Here is a 14,803-nt window from a genome sequence, read left to right as displayed (position 1 = left end):
ACTCAGTTGCCGGTGCCGCCGGTGGCGCCGTCGGTCGAACCGCCGTCGCCGCCGAGGCTGTCGAGGTCCGCATCGGCGATGTCGGAGGTGATGAGCAAGGTCACCTGGCCGGGGAATTCGGTCGACTTCTCTACGGTCTCGACACCGAGCTCAGCGGCCAGCGCACCGGCCTGCATCTCGTACTCGTCATCGGAGTAGTACACCGCTGAGGAGGACTCATTCGTCGCATGGTTGCCGACGTCGGTGACGTTCCAGCCGTTGGATACGAGGTGCTCACGGAACTTCGCAGCCGCGCCGGTGACCCCGGAGCCGTTGAGGACGTGGACCTCGGCGGTCTTGTCGACGACGTCGACGGCTGGGTCGGAGGTCTCCTCGGTCGGTTCGGCCCCTTCGGTGGCGGCCGGCGGCTCCGCCACGTTCTCCTCGGGGTTCGAGGCGGACTGGCGGATGATGTTGAAGGCACCGAACACGACGAGCAGCGCGGCGATGGCAAGCACAGCTATGAGGGCGATCGCACCGCCCTGCGAGATCGGCCCGCCTCGGCGGTGGGCGCCCTTGCGGCCGGTGGGCTGGAGGTCGTCGAATTCGTCACGTGGGTACTTGGCCATCGGCTACCTCGCCATGCGCGCGCGGGCGCGATGCTGGTGACGGCTCTCGCGGATGCGGCGCAGCCGTTTGATGAGGATGGGGTCGGCGGCGTAGGCCGCGGGGCTGTCGAGCAGGGTGTTGAGCAGCTGGAAGTAGGCCGGGGCCGACATGTCGAACTCCTGGCGGATCGCGCCGTCCTTGGCGCCTCCGTAGGTATGCCACTGGCGCTCGAAGCGCAGTACGCGGGATTCGAGTTCGGTGAGCTCCTGCTCGCTCATGCCACCTGCCTTCTGTCGGATAGCCACAGTCTAGCGAAGAATGACACGCATGTGCTTCAGGCTGGGCGCACCGGTCACACAGCAGCCGCCGGTGCCGTGCTGGGCTGCAGCACCGCACCGGCGGCTGTCATCGCGGCAGGCCCGCGAGCGGGCCTGGTGGGCCGGTCAGCCGATCTTGACATTGACCTGCTTGATCTGGGTGAAGCCTTCGAGCATGCCCTCAAGGGAGAGCTCACGGCCGATGCCGGAGGTCTTGAAGCCGCCGTAGGCCTGGCCGACGACCTGCGGTCCGCCCTGGTTGACCTGCACCCAGCCGGACTGGATCCGGTCGGCCATCCGCAGTCCGCGGCCGAGGTCGCCGGTGAAGACGTAGGCGGCCAGGCCGTAGTCGGAGTCGTTGGCCATCTCGACGACCTCGTCTTCGGTGGAGAACCGGATGACGGAGAGCACCGGGCCGAAGATCTCCTCCTGGGAGGTCTTCCAGTCGTTCTTGGCCTGCGCGAAGATCACCGGGGCGTGGTAGAAGCCCGGCTCGCCGACCTCAAGGGAATCATGGCCGTCATAGGCGACCTCGACGCCGTCCTCGGCCTTGCCGTGGTCGATGTACTCCTGGACCAGATCGTACTGCTTCTGGTTGATGACGCAGCCGATGTCGGAGGCCTCATCGCGCGGGTCGCCGACCGTGAGTCCCTTGACCTTCTCGACGAGCTTGGCGAGGAAGTCGTCGTAGATTTCCTCGTGCAGGAACAGGCGCGAGCCCATCGTGCACGACTGACCCTGGCGGGCGAAGCGGGTGGCGAGCAGCACCTGGTCGAGTGCGGCTTCCAGGTCGGCATCCGGGAAGATGATGTTCGGGCTCTTGCCGCCGAGCTCCATCGAGGAGTGCGCCAGGCGGCTGGCAGCGGCCTCGGCGACATGGCGGCCCACCGAGGTCGAGCCGGTGAACGAGACCTTGTCGACATCCGGGTGCTGGACGAGCGCCTCGCCGATGACCGAGCCCTTGCCGGTGACGACGTTGAGGACGCCGTCGGGCAGGAACTGCGAGCAGATCTCGGCCATCTTCAGGATGGTCAGCGGTGCATCCTCAGCGCACTTGAGCACGATCGTGTTGCCGGCCGCCAGTGCTGCCGGGGTCTTGAAGCCGGCGATCATGAGCGGGGAGTTCCACGGCAGGATGCCGGCCACCACGCCGAGCGGCACACGCCGGGTGTAGTTGAGCTGCTGCTCACCAGCCGGCAGCGTATTGCCCTTGACCTCGCCGGCGACACCGCCGAAGTAGCGGAAGATCTCCGAGAGCATCGTCGCCTCGGGACGGGCCTGGGTGCGCTTGGCGTTGCCGGTATCAAGCGCGGTGAGCTCGGCCAGCTCCTCGATGCTGGCCTCCAGGGCATCGGCGCACTTCGTCAGCATCTTCTGACGCTCCTTGAAGTGCAGACCAGACCAGGCTGGGAAGGCGGCGCGGGCGGCCTTGACGGCGCGGTCGGCGTCCTCAGCCTTGCCGTTGGGCACGCGGGCGATGACGACATTGCGGTCGATGGGGGTGATGACATCGGCGCGCGAGCCGTCGAGGGCGTCGACCCATTCGCCGCCGATGAGCATGTGCCAGTCAGTGGGCTGCGGGAAATCTGACATCGTGTGGTCCTTTCACAACAGGGGCCCTCAGGATGAGGGGAGGCGGGGGTTCAAAGCGGTGTGCCCGCTGCGGCAGCAGCCAGCTCAGGCGTCGAAGGAGCCGTCGACCAGTTTCTTGACGATCGAGCAGTCCTTGCCGCCGGATCCGGCATCCGAGACCTGCTGGAGCATGTCCTTGACGATCGTGCCGAGCGTCAGGTCGGTGTCGGTGTCCTCACCTGCGGCGAGCGCCAGGTTGATGTCCTTGAGCGCCAGGTCGGCGGTGAAGGTCGGGGCGAAGTCCTCATTGGCCGGCGAGGTCTCGACGACACCAGGGTACGGGTACCAGGTGCGCAGCGGCCACGAGTCACCGGAGGAGACCTTCGCGATCGAGTAGAACACCGAGTGGTCGAGCCCGAGGCGGTCGGCGAGCACCGCGGCCTCGGAGGTGGAGACCATGTTGATGAAGAGCATGAGGTTGTTGCAGATCTTCGCCGCCTGCCCGGTCGTCGGCGCGCCGGTGGCGATGACGTTGCCGGCCATCGGCTCGATGAACGGGCGGGCCTTCTCGACTGCCGCCTCCTCGCCGCCGACCATGAAGGCCAGGGTGCCCTTCTCGGCTCCGGCGATGCCGCCGGAGACCGGGGCGTCGACGAACTCGAAGCCGGCCTCCGTGGCCTGGTCGTGCAGCTGCTGGCAGCTGGCGACGTCGATCGTCGAGGAGTCGATGAGCAGGGTGCCGGGTGCGGCCGTGGCGAAGATGCCCTCATCGCCGCCGTAGGCTGCCAGCGAGTGCTCGCCCTTGGGCAGCATCGTGAACACGACCTCGGCACCCTCAAGCGCCTCGGCAGCCGAGGCACACGTGGTCACCCCCGCCTCGGCGGCGGCGTTCATGGCAGGTTCGGAGAGATCGAAGCCGCGCACAGTGTGCCCGGCCTTCATGAGGTTCTTCGTCATCGGCAGGCCCATGTGGCCCAGCCCGATCCATGCGATCGTCGACATTGGAGTCCTTTCGGATCGATGCGAGTGTACGCGCTGTGTTGAGCATAGCGTCCGCCTGTGTTGCCGGTCACGCCGGGGGCTGTGGAAGTCGCTGCTGGCTACGATGGCGGTATGAGTCTTGAGAAGATCATGGCCCCGGACTGGGCTGAGGCGATGGCCCCGGTGGCCGGTCAGATCACCGCGATGGGCGATTTCCTGCGCGCCGAACTGGCCGCCGGCCGGGCGTATCTGCCGGCCGGGGACGATGTGTTCCGCGCCTTCCGCGAACCGCTGTCCGGCGTGCGCGTGCTCATCGTCGGCCAGGATCCGTACCCGACGCCCGGCCACCCGATCGGGCTGTCCTTCGCTGTCGCCCCGGACGTCCGCCCGCTGCCGCGGTCGCTGACGAACATCTTCACAGAGCTCGGCACCGACCTCGGGGTTCCGCCGCCGAGCAGCGGGGACCTGCGTCCCTGGCAGGCGCAGGGGGTCATGCTGCTCAACCGGGTTCTCACCGTCGCCCCCGGCTCGCCGGCCTCGCACCGGAACCAGGGCTGGGAGGCGGTCACCGACCGGGCGATCGAGGTGCTCGCCGCCCGCGGCGGGCCGCTCGTGGCGATTCTGTGGGGCCGCGATGCGCAGTCCCTGGCGCCGCGGCTGGGCGATGTGCCGATCGTCGCCTCACCGCACCCCTCGCCGCTGAGCGCTTCGCGCGGGTTCTTCGGCTCCCGGCCGTTCAGCCGGGCCAATGCGCTGCTGGCTGAGCGCGGCGGCGAGCCGATCGACTGGCAGCTGCCCTGACCGGCGGTCTCAGCTGGAGACCTGCCCCGTGCCCGAGGTGGAGGTCGGGTGCGCGCCGGCGGTCGCCTCGGCGACGGCATCGGACTTCTCACGGCGGTCCTTGACCCGCTGGTAGATCGGGCGGGCGAGGAAGTCGCCGAACACCGCGCCCACGGCGATCGCGGCATTGGCCGTCACGGCGGTGAACAGTGAGGACAGTCCCATCGACAGCGGGATCGCGTCCTGCGGCTGGACGATCTGGTAGGCGGCGGAGAAGATCGACAGGCCCTGCAGCAGCGGGAAGATGCCCGGCAGCAGCAGCACGATCGGCGGCGCCCCACGGCGCAGCGCCACCGGCCGGACGATGAGCCCGACGACCGTGGCGGCGATGAAGCAGGTGACGACATTGCCCAGGCCCAGCAGCGTGCAGCCGACGTAGATGACGAAGCCCACACCGCCGATGAGCCCGGCGATGACGATCTGGCGTTTGGCCGCCTGCATGCCGATCGCACCGCACATGCCGACGAGGATCGCGGCGATGAGCGAGATGATGGTGGTGAGCGCTTCGACCCCGCCGGAGGTGACGATCACCTCGATCGGTGAGAGTCCGATCGCCCGGCCGATCATGATGCCCAGGGCGATGCCGGAGACGATGCCGGCCAGCGTGGTGCCGACGGCCACGGCCTTCGCCGAGGCGGTGAGCGGGAAGTTCGTCAGCGAGTCCTGCACCGCGGCGATGAGACCGGCAGTCGGCAGCAGCAGCACGATGCCGGCGGCCACAAGATACTGGGGCGCGGAGATGAACCCGAATGTCCAGGCCGCCATGGCGAGGACGGTGGCGAATGTCGATTGGCCCATCGCGGTGAAGAACGGGGGCACGTCGAAGCGGGCGAGCAGCGCCCCGAAGCGATCGATGACGATCGCCATCCCGAAGCCGATGACCGCCGAGACCGCCGAGCCGCCGAGCAGCAGCACGAAGCAGGTCACGAGCATGCCCCAGGCCAGGGCGACGAACCAGCCGGCGAACGGGCGGCGCTGCTGGCGGATCGCGTCGATCCGCTCGCTGGCCTCCAAGTACTCGACCTTGCCGTCGACGATGTCGGTGACGAGCTTGTGCACCGAGGCGAGCTTCGAGTAGTGGATCGACTCCTCGCGGCTGACGCGCATGACGTTGAGCAGCCGGCCCTCGGGGTCGGAGTAGTGCACGTTGAGGGAGTTCGAGGTCAGGTCGACTTCGGCGGTCGGCAGGCCGAGGGCGGTGCAGGTGGCGATGACGGAGACCTCGACGTCGGCGGTCGGGGCGCCGGCGCGCAGCATGATCCAGCCGATGTCGACGGCCAGCTCCATGATCTTGCGGGCTTCCTCTTCGCCCTTCGCCTGCGACATCACCGGCGCCTGGTAGGGGGTGCCCTTGAGGGTGGCGACGATCGGGATCGGGTCGGTCGCCGGCATCGAGTCGCCGGTGATCTGCCCGACGGCCTTGCGGGCGAGGCGCTCGGCCATCCGCTTCGAGGATGAGCCGGCGGCGTTGGTCTTCTCGACGATGCTGCGCGAGCTGCCGTTGCGCCGGAACCGCTGGGTGGAGGCCGACCGGCCCGTGCCGTAGCTGCCGTCGGCTCCGCGGGCCACCGGCGGGGTGAGGGCTTCGGAGGGGTCGACCGGGCTCGCATCCGGGCCCGAGGCGGTGGCTGGGCCGGAGGCAGTGGCCGGGTCCGAGGCGGTGGCTGGGCGGGCAGCCGGGTGGGCTGCCGGGCTGGCAGTTGGTGCCGGGTGGGCGCGCTTGCCGTTCCTGCCGCGTGGGGTGCGGGTCTTCGGCTGCTTGGACCCGCGCCACCGGCCGGCCTGGGCCTTCTCGGCGGTCTGGGCTTTGCCGGTGCTCTGGGCGGCCTGGGCCTTCTCGGTGGCCTCGGCAACGGTCTCCTGCGGGATCCCGCCGGTGGTGCGCAGTGCGGCACCTGCGGTCGAGCCGGTGTATTCGTTGGTGTTCAGCGGCCGGTTGGCCTCCGGGCCGAGATCGCGTCCTCCGGCCTGCCGACCGGTGTCCGCCGGACGGGAGTCATGGCGTGCGCCATCGCCTGCCGCGGCACGAGATCCGGTGCTGCGGCTGCGCGGGCGCAGCAGACGCCGGCGCGGTAGGCGATCACTGTCTTCTGCCACTGGTTCTTCTCATCCGTCACACTGGGTCTGATCTCGGTTCTACCTGATGGATCTGATGCTCACGTGAACCGTCGCTGGACGAACGGTCGGTGCTCACGGCTCGTGGATCCGGGTGGGGCCGAACGGGTCGGCCACGAATGCCTCACCGCTGGCGAAATCGTGTGTGTACACGTGCCGGCCGGACACGTAGACGCTGGTGACACGCGCATCGAAGTCGAGCGGATGGGCGCTCCACTGCACGATATCAGCGTCGCGGCCCACCGCTAAAGATCCGACACGGTCATCGAGTCCGAGGATCGCCGCCGGGTGGATCGTCATCGCCTGCAGTGCGATCGCGGGGTCAAGTCCCTCGCGCACAGCGAAGCGGGCCTGATCGACGAAGAAGAAGATCGGGACCACCGGGTGGTCGGTGGTGAGCGCGAACCGCACCCCGGCCTTCGCATACGCTGCCGGGGTCGCCAGGGTGCGGTGGCGCAGCTCGACCTTCGACCGGGAGGTCATGAGCGGGCCGACGATGACATCAAGGCCCTTCTCAGCAATGTAGTCGGCGATGAGATGGCCTTCGGTGCCGTGGTTGATGATGAGCCGGTAGCCGAACTCCTCGGCCAGCCGGACCGCCGTGGCGATGTCGTCGGCACGGTGGCAGTGCTGATCCCACACAAGGTGGCCGGTCAGCACATCGGCCAGCGTCTCCAAGCCCAGGTCCCGATCGAAGGGGACCCCCACCTCGGCGGCGGCAGCCCGGTTGGCGATGTAGTTGCGCGCCTTGACGAAGGCCTCACGCTGGATCTTCGCCACCCCGAGGCGGGTGGCCGGGGTCTGCTTGCGCTCGCCGTAGATGCGCTTGGGGTTCTCGCCCATCGCCGACTTGACCGAGATGTCCTGGCTGATGAGCATCTCGTCGACTACCCTCCCCCAGGTCTTGAGCGCAGCGGTCCGCCCACCGATCGGGTTGCCGGAGCCGGGCTTGATGACGGCGGTGGTGACCCCGCCGCGCAGCGCGTCCTTGAAGCCGACGTCAGCGGGGTTGATCGCGTCGAGGGCGCGCAGGGCCGAACCGTCGGGGCCGGTCATCTCGTTGACGTCGTTGCTCTCGCCGCCCTCGCCGTCCTCGTGGACGCCCATATGGGCGTGGCTTTCGACGAAGCCAGGTGCGATGACCGTCCCCGAGGCGTCGATGACCTCGGCACCTGCAGGCACCTCGACCTCGGCATCGGGGCCGATCGCGGTGATGGTGCCCTCGTCGAGGACGATCGTGCCGGAGGCGATCTCGGGCGCCGGGTTGCCTTCAGCATCGGCGATCGGCAGCAGCCGCGCTCCGGTCAGGGCGACGGTGTGGCGCGGCGGAACGGCGACGGGCTGATACATAGGGCTCCTTCACGGCGGTGCGGGCTGGGCGGCGCGGGTGCTGCAGGCCACTCCCCCCAGCCTAACGGGAACCGCTGGCGCCCACGGCCGGGGCAGCCACAGTCGACTGCCGGGAAAGGCCGCCACCATCATCACCACCCCAAACAGCCGAACAGCGACCCTCACTGCAGCCTCTCCCCACCCTCCACACAGCAGCTGCGTGGGAAAGTTAGCAAAGTTGTTCATGGAATCCGGAGGTGAAACCGTGAATAACTTTGCTAACTTTCCCACGGCTCCCGCTGCCGCCGGTATTGGTAGCGTGGACGCATGAACAGGTACGTCATCATCGGGGCCGGCGCGATCGGCGGCACCCTGGCAGCGGCCGGCAGCGACGCCGGCCTGTCCATCACCGTCATCGCCCGCGGCGAGCACGCCGACGCCATCGCCGCCGGCGGACTTCAGATGCGCACCCCATCAGGGACCATCAGCGCCCGGCCCGAGCTCGCCCGCAGCCCGGAGGAGGTCGAACTGCGCACCGGCGACGTGCTCGTGCTGGCGACGAAGACGAACCAGGCGCTCACCGCCCTGCCGCAGTGGGCCGACCGCCCGGTGACCGGCGCCTCGGGCACGGTGATCGGCGCCGCCGGCGAGCTGCTGCCGATCGTCCTGCTGCTCAACGGCACCGAGGCCGCCCGGCAGGCACCCCGGCACTTCCGCACGGTGGTCGCAGCCACGGTGTGGATGCCGGCACTGTTCCTCTCCCCCGGCGAGGTCATCACGCGCATGCAGCCTGATCACGGCGCGTACTTCGCCGGTCCGGTCACAGCCGATCCCGAGGCGGTGGCCACCGCCCGGCAGTTCGTCGCCGATGCGCGCACGGCTGGGTTCGCCGCCGAGGCGCTCGGCAGTGCCGATGAGCTGTGGCCGCACATCTGGGGCAAGCTGCTGACGAATCTGGCCAATGGGCTCGACTCGATCCTCGGGCCTGGCATCGCATACGGCGAGCTCAACGAAGCGCTCAGGACTGAGGCGAAGGCTGTCTATGCCGCAGCCGGGATCGAGCACGTCGGGTCGAGTCCGAAGGCCTTCGGGCTCGAGGACAGGATCGAGCTCGGCGAGGTCGCCGGTGTCGAGGAGTTCGCCTCCTCGTCGTGGCAGTCACTGGCGCGCGGGACCGGTTCGATCGAGACGGACTACCTCGGCGGTGAGATCGTGCGCATCGGCAACACGCTGGGGGTGCCGGTGGCCAAGAACGCGTTCGTCATGCGGTGGTGCCGAGCGCTGGCGGCAGGCGATGACCTCGGCGGCCAGATCCCTGCCGACCCGCAGGAGCGCCTGGCGGTGCTCACCCGCGTGCTGCTCGACTGACCGGGCAGCAGCCGGCGGGAAGCAGACGGCAACCGGCGCGGCCGGCTGTCGCTGGTGTCAGCCGCCGAGGGCGTTCTGGATCGGCCCGGAGACGAAGTAGACGACGAACAGCGCCGCGGTGACGAACATGAGCGGGTGGACCTCGCCGGCTTTGCCGCGCAGCACCTTGATGACGACGTAGCTGATGAAGCCGGCCCCGATGCCGTTGGTGATCGAGTACGAGAACGGCATGAGGACCACGGTCATGAATGCCGGGATCGCGATCTCGACATCAGCCCAGTCGATGCGCAGCACCTGCTGCATCATGAGGAAGCCGACGAGCACGAGCGTCGGGGCGGCGGCCTCGGTGGGGATCACCGCGGCGAGCGGGGCGGCGATGATGGTGAGGAGGAACATGAAGCCGGCCATGACATTGGCCAGGCCGGTGCGCGCGCCTTCGCCCACGCCGACGGTCGACTCGATGAAACCGGAGTTCGACGACATCGAACCGAGGCCGCCGCCGATCGCGCCGAAGGCGTCGGCGACCATGATCCGCTTCGATTGCGGGATCTCACCGCTGGAGTCGACGATGTCGCCTTCCTTCGAGATCGCGACCATCGTGCCGAGCAGGTCGAAGAAGTTCGCCAGCAGCAGGGTGAAGACCGCCAGTGAGGCGGCGACGATGCCGATGTGTTGCCAGGATCCGAGCAGATTGAAGCTGCCGAGCAGCGAGAAGTCCGGCAGGCTCAGCCACTCCTGGTTGAGCGTCGGCACGGTCAGTCCCCAGCCGTAGGGGTTGGCGACCTCGCCGTCGGCGCCGGTCTTCGGGCCGATCCCGACGACCGCCTCGACGATGAGGGCGAGCGCGGTGGCCCCAAGGATCGAGTAGAGGATCGCCCCGCGCACACGCGCTGACCACATGACGAACAGGCCCAGCAGGGCGATGAGGAAGATGAGCACCGGCCAGCCGAAGAGGAACCCGCCGGTGCCCAGTTCGAGGGCCGCGCCCTCGCCTTTGGACAGGAAGCCGGCGTTCATCATGCCGATGAGGGCGATGAACAGGCCGATGCCCACGCTGATGGCGGTCTTGAGCTGGCTGGGCACGGCGTTGAAGATCGCGGCGCGGAAGCCGGTGAGCACGAGGATGAGGAGGATGACGCCTTCGATGACGACCAGGCCCATCGCATCAGCCCAGGTCATGCCCGGCAGCACGACGATGCTGTAGGTGAGGAAGGCCGACAGTCCGAGTGAGGAGGACACCGCCATCGGGAAGTTGCCGACGAGGCCCATGAGGATCGTGAGGACGCCGGAGACGAGCGAGGTGGCCGCGGCGACAGCCGGCAGGTTCGGTTCGGTTCCTCCGCCCAGGAAGTGGCCGGTGGAGTCCATCGAGGCACCGATGATGAGCGGGTTGAGCACGACGATGTAGCTCATCGCGAAGAAGGTCGCGAAGCCGCCGCGGATCTCGCGGCCGATCGTCGAACCTCGTTCGGAGATGTGGAAGAAGCGATCGAGGGTGCCGTTGGTGCCGAAGAAGCCGCCTGCCGCGCCCGAGGCGGAGGTGTCCTGGTGCTGTGTGCTCACGGAGGTGCCGCGTGCCCTTTCGTGTGTGGTGACTGAATCTGCCCGACGCTCACGAGGGCGCACCTCGACGCGGACGATGTCCAAGTGTACGCCTCTGACCTGCCGAATGGCGCGGGGGTGGAGCGGCAGACGAGGAGACTGTCGATCAATCCGGCGGATGCATCATGGAGCTGAGTGGCAGATAGCTGTCGCTGGATTTCGCGTGGGCGGCGATGATAGAGCTCTGTCAGGAACTCATCCGGGTGCAGCACAACTATTCCACAGGGTTCAACCGACGCAGCTGGGAGATCGAGGATGTTGACTGTCACCAGCACATCAGCGTCACCGGTGACAGCGCTGGCCTGGACCGCACAGTCCTTCTCGTCGCAGGTAATCCAAGAAACAAGCGCCTCATCCGCAGGAACCTCGGCACCTTCGAAGGCGGCGTTCATCTTCGCAACACGAGAAATCAGCTCTTACCGAGTCGCGCCCGATCTTCTCGACCAGAGCTCTTTCAGTCTCCTTGAGAATCTCGGCCGACCACAGCAGCTTATTGAGGATCCGCCGGCGTTTCAACCGGATCCTTTCTCATCGGGCGAAACACGTCCAGTTGGGCAGCGGCCTCAGTCGTCGTCAAGAACCTGCTGCTGAGATGAAGCGAAACCTGCTCATCCCGCAAGTGGGCGAAAGCGAACAGAATCACCGCCCCACCCCTTACCACTCACACCCAGCCTGGCTGCTGCCAGGCGGGGTGTGACGAGGTGGTGTTGGAGCTGCGCCGGAACACACGTCCGATGCGTGAGCCTGTCCCTCACATGCCGGGCATGAAGTCCGGTGGCTCGGGGAGGTCGCGGCGCTGCTGCTGGCGGGCCTGCTCGGCTGCCCGACGGGCCTGCTGCTGGGCGGACTGCTCGCGGGCGCGGCGGGCACGGTCGGCCTCGTCGCGTTCGCGGCGCTGGGCCTCGAGACGCTCCTGGCGGGAGTCGTGCTCGGAGCCTGCGATCGCCCGCTCGGACTCGTGCGAGGTCAGCAGCGCATTGCGGATCTCGGTGGTGAGGTCGCCGAGCGCACCGGGGTTGCTCGGCAGCATGAGGACGTTCGAGCGGCCGTTGCGGGCGACGTCCTGCATGGTGTCGAAGTACTGGGTCATGAGCAGCAGCTGCTCGGCAGTCGATTCGATGCCGGCCCGGCGCAGCATCTCGTACTGCTCGGCGATGCCGGTGGCGATCGCCTTGCGCTGCCCGGCCACGCCCTCACCCTGGAGGCGCTTGGACTCGGCTTCAGCCTCAGCCTGGGTGACGCGCTTGATCTTGTCGGCCTCGGCCAGTGCCTGGGCGGCGACCCGGTCGCGCTGGGCGGCGTTGATCGAGTTCATTGAATCGCGCACCCGCTGGTCCGGGGAGATGTCGGTGACAAGCGTGTTGACGATGCGGAAGCCATAGCCGGCCATCTGCGCCGACAGCCGGTGCTCGACACTGGTGGCGATGTCGTCCTTGGATTCGAAGGCCGAATCCAACGTCAGGGTCGACAGGGCTGAGCGGACGGTGTCGAAGACGTACGAGCGGATCTGCTCCTCCGGGTTCGCCAGCCGGTAGTAGGCGTCGACGACCTTGTCCTCGCTCACGAGGTACTGCACAGCCACCGGCACCATGACGAAGACGTTGTCCTTCGTCTTCGTCTCGATGTTGACTTCCAGCTGCTGGACGCGCAGGGAGATCGGCTTGGTCGTCGTCTCGATGAACGGAACCTTGGTGTTGAGGCCGGGCTTGGCGACCTTCTTGAATTTGCCGAACCGCTCGACGATGACGTTCTCCTGCGTGTGCACGGTGAAGAAGATGCTCGAGCGCAGGCCGCCGAACAGCAGAGCTGCCACGACGATGAGGATGACGATGACAACGCCGATGGCGACGAGGATCCCGATGATCGCGCCGATGTCCATAAGTGCTCCAGTCCTGTTGGGTTGGGGGCGAGAGGTGTGACTCCCAGCCTATCGCCGGCGCCCACACGCGGAGACGACGATCGTGTAACAGTTCCCGCACATCGGAATCGTCTCCCCCCTCCTCCACGACCGAGGCGGGCGCACGGTGTCCACCGCACGCCCGCCTCGGGAACGGGTCACGCACCGACCGCACCGCAGTGCCGGCCGGTGCGGCTGGTCTCAGTCGTCGAAGGCGACGACGACGCGGCCGTCGATCTTGCCGTGGACCATCTCGTCGAAGACCTGGTTGATCTCGTCGAGCCGGCGCACGTGATACGTCGGGTGGATGTGGCCGCGGGCGTAGAAGTCGAGCGCTTCGGCCATGTCCTGGCGGGTGCCGACGATCGAGCCGCGGATCGTCAGGCCCTTGAGCACGATGTCGAAGATCGGCGCCGGGAAGTCCCCGGGCGGCAGTCCGTTGAACACGATCGTGCCGCCGCGGCGGGCCATCCCGATCGCCTGACCGAAGGCGTCGGGGTGCACGGCGGTGACGAGCACGCCGTGGGTGCCGCCGGTGGCCTCGACGACCTCGGCGGCCGGGTCGCCGGTCATCGCGTTGACGACGACCTCGGCGCCGTGCTTCTTGGCCAGGGCGAGCTTGTCATCGGCGATGTCGACGGCGACCACGCGCATGCCCATCGCCACGGCGTACTGCACGGCGATGTGGCCGAGCCCGCCGATGCCGGAGATCGTGACCCACTGGCCGGGCTTGACCTCGGTCATCTTCAGGCCCTTGTACACGGTCACACCGGCGCACAGGACGGGTGCGATCTCGTTGAGGTCCGCGCCGTCGGGGATGTGGGCGGCGTAGCGGGCGTCGACGAGCATGTACTCGCCGAAGGAGCCGTTGACGGAGTAGCCGCCGTTCTGCTGCTTCTCGCACAGCGTCTCCCAGCCGGTGCGGCAGAACTCGCAGTCACCGCAGGCGCTCCACAGCCAGGCGTTGCCGACGATGTCGCCGACCTTGACGGTCGTGACCTCATCGCCGACGGCTTCGACGCGGCCGACGCCCTCGTGGCCGGGGATGAACGGCGGGCTCGGCTTGATCGGCCAGTCGCCGTGGGCGGCGTGGAGGTCGGTGTGGCACACGCCGGTGGAGATGAGCTTGACGAGTGCGTCGTGGGGTCCGGGGGTGGGGATGTCGGTGGCATCGCTGACGTTGAGGTCTGAGCCGAATTCGGTGACGACGGCGGCTTTCATGGTGCCCATGGTTCACTCCTCAGTTGATGGGGACGCGGCCGGGGTCTGGCCGCAGCGGGCACTTGTCACATTACCGCTCACGCATCTGCGGGCATACAGTTCGGACGCGGCATCCCGTCTGCTGGGATGCCGCGCCCGAGGTGGTGGGCACCGGTGGCCGGCGGCTGGGTCTGGGCTCAGGCCTCGGCGAGGGCCTCGGGGCTTTCGGGCAGGATCTGTCCGCCGTCGACGACGATGCCCTGGCCGGTGATGTAGCGCGCGCCGTCGGAGCCGAGGAAGGCCACGGTGTGGCCGATGTCGCTGGGCTCGCCGAGGTAACCCAGAGGCACAGCTGCGGCCATCTGCTTGAGATAGGCCTCGCCCATGTCCTCAAGCCCCGGGGTGAGCACATTGCCCGGCAGCACCGCGTTGACGGTGATGCCGTCCTTGGCCAGTTCGATCGCAGCCGAGCGCACGAAGCCCATCTGGGCGGCCTTCGTCGCCCCGTAGTGCGACCAGGCGGGGAAGCCGGTGTAGTTGCCGGTGATCGACGAGGTCACGACGATGCGCCCGGCTTCCGACTTCCGCAGGGCCGGCAGGGCGGCCTGGACGATGTGGATGGTGCCGAAGGTGTTGATCGCGAAGATCGATTCGAGGTCCTCGTCGGTCATCTCGTCGATGCGGGCCTGCGGGTAGACCCCGGCGTTGGAGGACAGCAGGTCGAGGCTGCCGTGGTCGTCGACGAAGGAGGCGATGACCTCTTCGCAGTTGTCGCGGGAGCGCACGTCGAGCACGTAGGCGCTGAGTCCGTCGGCCTGTGCGTTCCTGACCTCCTCGTCGGTCACACCGGTGACGGCGACGGTGGCGCCGTGCTCAGCGAGTGTCTCGGCGATGCCGCGGCCGATGCCGAGCGTGCCTCCGGTGACGAGTGCTGTGCGTCCTGTGAGAAGTCCTGCCATGATGTGTCATCCGCCTTTCGGGTGGAGTGCGTGTC

The 14,803-nt window shown here is 68.0% G+C and carries 12 protein-coding genes; 2 read left to right on the top strand and 10 right to left on the bottom strand.

The genetic code is table 11. The features are described 5' to 3' along the window. Positions 1-2: 2 nt before the first annotated feature. The 4 genes from H9634_RS09755 to mmsB all read right to left on the bottom strand — a co-directional run bounded on the left by H9634_RS09755 (position 3) and on the right by mmsB (position 3,479). Complete coding sequence (locus tag H9634_RS09755) at positions 3-608, bottom strand: LytR C-terminal domain-containing protein (RefSeq protein ID WP_191726469.1); 606 nt, start codon at positions 606-608, stop codon at positions 3-5. A gap of 3 nt (positions 609-611) precedes the next feature. Further along, positions 612-866 (bottom strand): DUF3263 domain-containing protein, encoded by a 255-nt coding sequence (locus H9634_RS09750; protein ID WP_165883619.1) that lies wholly within the window; start codon positions 864-866, stop codon positions 612-614. 165 nt (positions 867-1,031) lie between these two features. Further along, the gene (locus H9634_RS09745) at positions 1,032-2,498 is read right to left on the bottom strand and encodes an aldehyde dehydrogenase family protein (RefSeq protein WP_191726468.1); all 1,467 of its coding nucleotides are present in this window, start codon (positions 2,496-2,498) and stop codon (positions 1,032-1,034) included. Positions 2,499-2,582: 84 nt separating this feature from the next. Further along, complete coding sequence (mmsB, locus tag H9634_RS09740) at positions 2,583-3,479, bottom strand: 3-hydroxyisobutyrate dehydrogenase (protein WP_191726467.1); 897 nt, start codon at positions 3,477-3,479, stop codon at positions 2,583-2,585. 111 nt (positions 3,480-3,590) lie between these two features. Here mmsB and H9634_RS09735 point away from each other — a divergent pair, with 111 nt between their 5' ends. Beyond that, complete coding sequence (locus H9634_RS09735) at positions 3,591-4,259, top strand: uracil-DNA glycosylase (RefSeq protein ID WP_191726466.1); 669 nt, start codon at positions 3,591-3,593, stop codon at positions 4,257-4,259. 9 nt (positions 4,260-4,268) lie between these two features. Here H9634_RS09735 and H9634_RS14900 read toward each other — a convergent pair whose 3' ends face one another. Both H9634_RS14900 and H9634_RS09725 read right to left on the bottom strand, forming a co-directional pair. Further along, complete coding sequence (locus H9634_RS14900) at positions 4,269-6,395, bottom strand: threonine/serine exporter family protein (RefSeq protein WP_191726465.1); 2,127 nt, start codon at positions 6,393-6,395, stop codon at positions 4,269-4,271. Between the two features lie 93 nt (positions 6,396-6,488). After that, positions 6,489-7,763 carry an amidohydrolase gene (locus tag H9634_RS09725; RefSeq protein WP_191726464.1) on the bottom strand — a complete coding sequence of 425 codons (1,275 nt, stop codon included), beginning with the start codon at positions 7,761-7,763 and terminating at the stop codon, positions 6,489-6,491. A 306-nt stretch (positions 7,764-8,069) separates the two neighbouring features. Between H9634_RS09725 and H9634_RS09720 the strand changes: the two genes are divergently transcribed. Continuing rightward, positions 8,070-9,110, top strand: a complete 1,041-nt coding sequence (locus H9634_RS09720; protein WP_191726463.1) for a ketopantoate reductase family protein — start codon at positions 8,070-8,072, stop codon at positions 9,108-9,110. A gap of 57 nt (positions 9,111-9,167) precedes the next feature. Here the strand turns inward: H9634_RS09720 and H9634_RS09715 are convergent, their stop codons facing one another. The 4 genes from H9634_RS09715 to fabG all read right to left on the bottom strand — a co-directional run bounded on the left by H9634_RS09715 (position 9,168) and on the right by fabG (position 14,768). Further along, a complete protein-coding gene (locus H9634_RS09715; protein WP_404801683.1) occupies positions 9,168-10,673 on the bottom strand; it encodes an NCS2 family permease in 1,506 nt (501 codons plus the stop codon). Positions 10,674-11,463: 790 nt separating this feature from the next. After that, entirely contained in the window at positions 11,464-12,591 is a 1,128-nt protein-coding gene (locus H9634_RS09710; RefSeq protein WP_191726462.1) for an SPFH domain-containing protein, read from the bottom strand. A gap of 219 nt (positions 12,592-12,810) precedes the next feature. Continuing rightward, on the bottom strand, positions 12,811-13,839 hold the full coding sequence (gene adhP / locus H9634_RS09705) for an alcohol dehydrogenase AdhP (protein ID WP_191726461.1): 1,029 nt from the start codon (positions 13,837-13,839) through the stop codon (positions 12,811-12,813). A 167-nt stretch (positions 13,840-14,006) separates the two neighbouring features. Beyond that, a complete protein-coding gene (gene fabG, locus H9634_RS09700; protein WP_191726460.1) occupies positions 14,007-14,768 on the bottom strand; it encodes a 3-oxoacyl-ACP reductase FabG in 762 nt (253 codons plus the stop codon). Positions 14,769-14,803: the final 35 nt, after the last annotated feature.

Origin of the sequence: Brevibacterium gallinarum (genome assembly GCF_014836885.1) — a bacterium.
In the GTDB taxonomy this organism is placed as follows: domain Bacteria; phylum Actinomycetota; class Actinomycetes; order Actinomycetales; family Brevibacteriaceae; genus Brevibacterium; species Brevibacterium gallinarum.
Note: the sequence above shows the minus strand (reverse complement) of the source record. Positions and strands in the feature narration are given on the sequence as shown.

What these genes read in the sequence shown, in the direction of transcription:
- H9634_RS09755 (WP_191726469.1), bottom strand. Translation starts at nt 608, where the DNA reads ATGGCCAAGTACCCACGTGACGAATTCGACGACCTCCAGCCCACCGGC.
- H9634_RS09750 (WP_165883619.1), bottom strand. Translation starts at nt 866, where the DNA reads ATGAGCGAGCAGGAGCTCACCGAACTCGAATCCCGCGTACTGCGCTTC.
- H9634_RS09745 (WP_191726468.1), bottom strand. Translation starts at nt 2,498, where the DNA reads ATGTCAGATTTCCCGCAGCCCACTGACTGGCACATGCTCATCGGCGGC.
- mmsB (WP_191726467.1), bottom strand. Translation starts at nt 3,479, where the DNA reads ATGTCGACGATCGCATGGATCGGGCTGGGCCACATGGGCCTGCCGATG.
- H9634_RS09735 (WP_191726466.1), top strand. Translation starts at nt 3,591, where the DNA reads ATGAGTCTTGAGAAGATCATGGCCCCGGACTGGGCTGAGGCGATGGCC.
- H9634_RS09725 (WP_191726464.1), bottom strand. Translation starts at nt 7,763, where the DNA reads ATGTATCAGCCCGTCGCCGTTCCGCCGCGCCACACCGTCGCCCTGACC.
- H9634_RS09720 (WP_191726463.1), top strand. Translation starts at nt 8,070, where the DNA reads ATGAACAGGTACGTCATCATCGGGGCCGGCGCGATCGGCGGCACCCTG.
- H9634_RS09710 (WP_191726462.1), bottom strand. Translation starts at nt 12,591, where the DNA reads ATGGACATCGGCGCGATCATCGGGATCCTCGTCGCCATCGGCGTTGTC.
- adhP (WP_191726461.1), bottom strand. Translation starts at nt 13,839, where the DNA reads ATGGGCACCATGAAAGCCGCCGTCGTCACCGAATTCGGCTCAGACCTC.
- fabG (WP_191726460.1), bottom strand. Translation starts at nt 14,768, where the DNA reads ATGGCAGGACTTCTCACAGGACGCACAGCACTCGTCACCGGAGGCACG.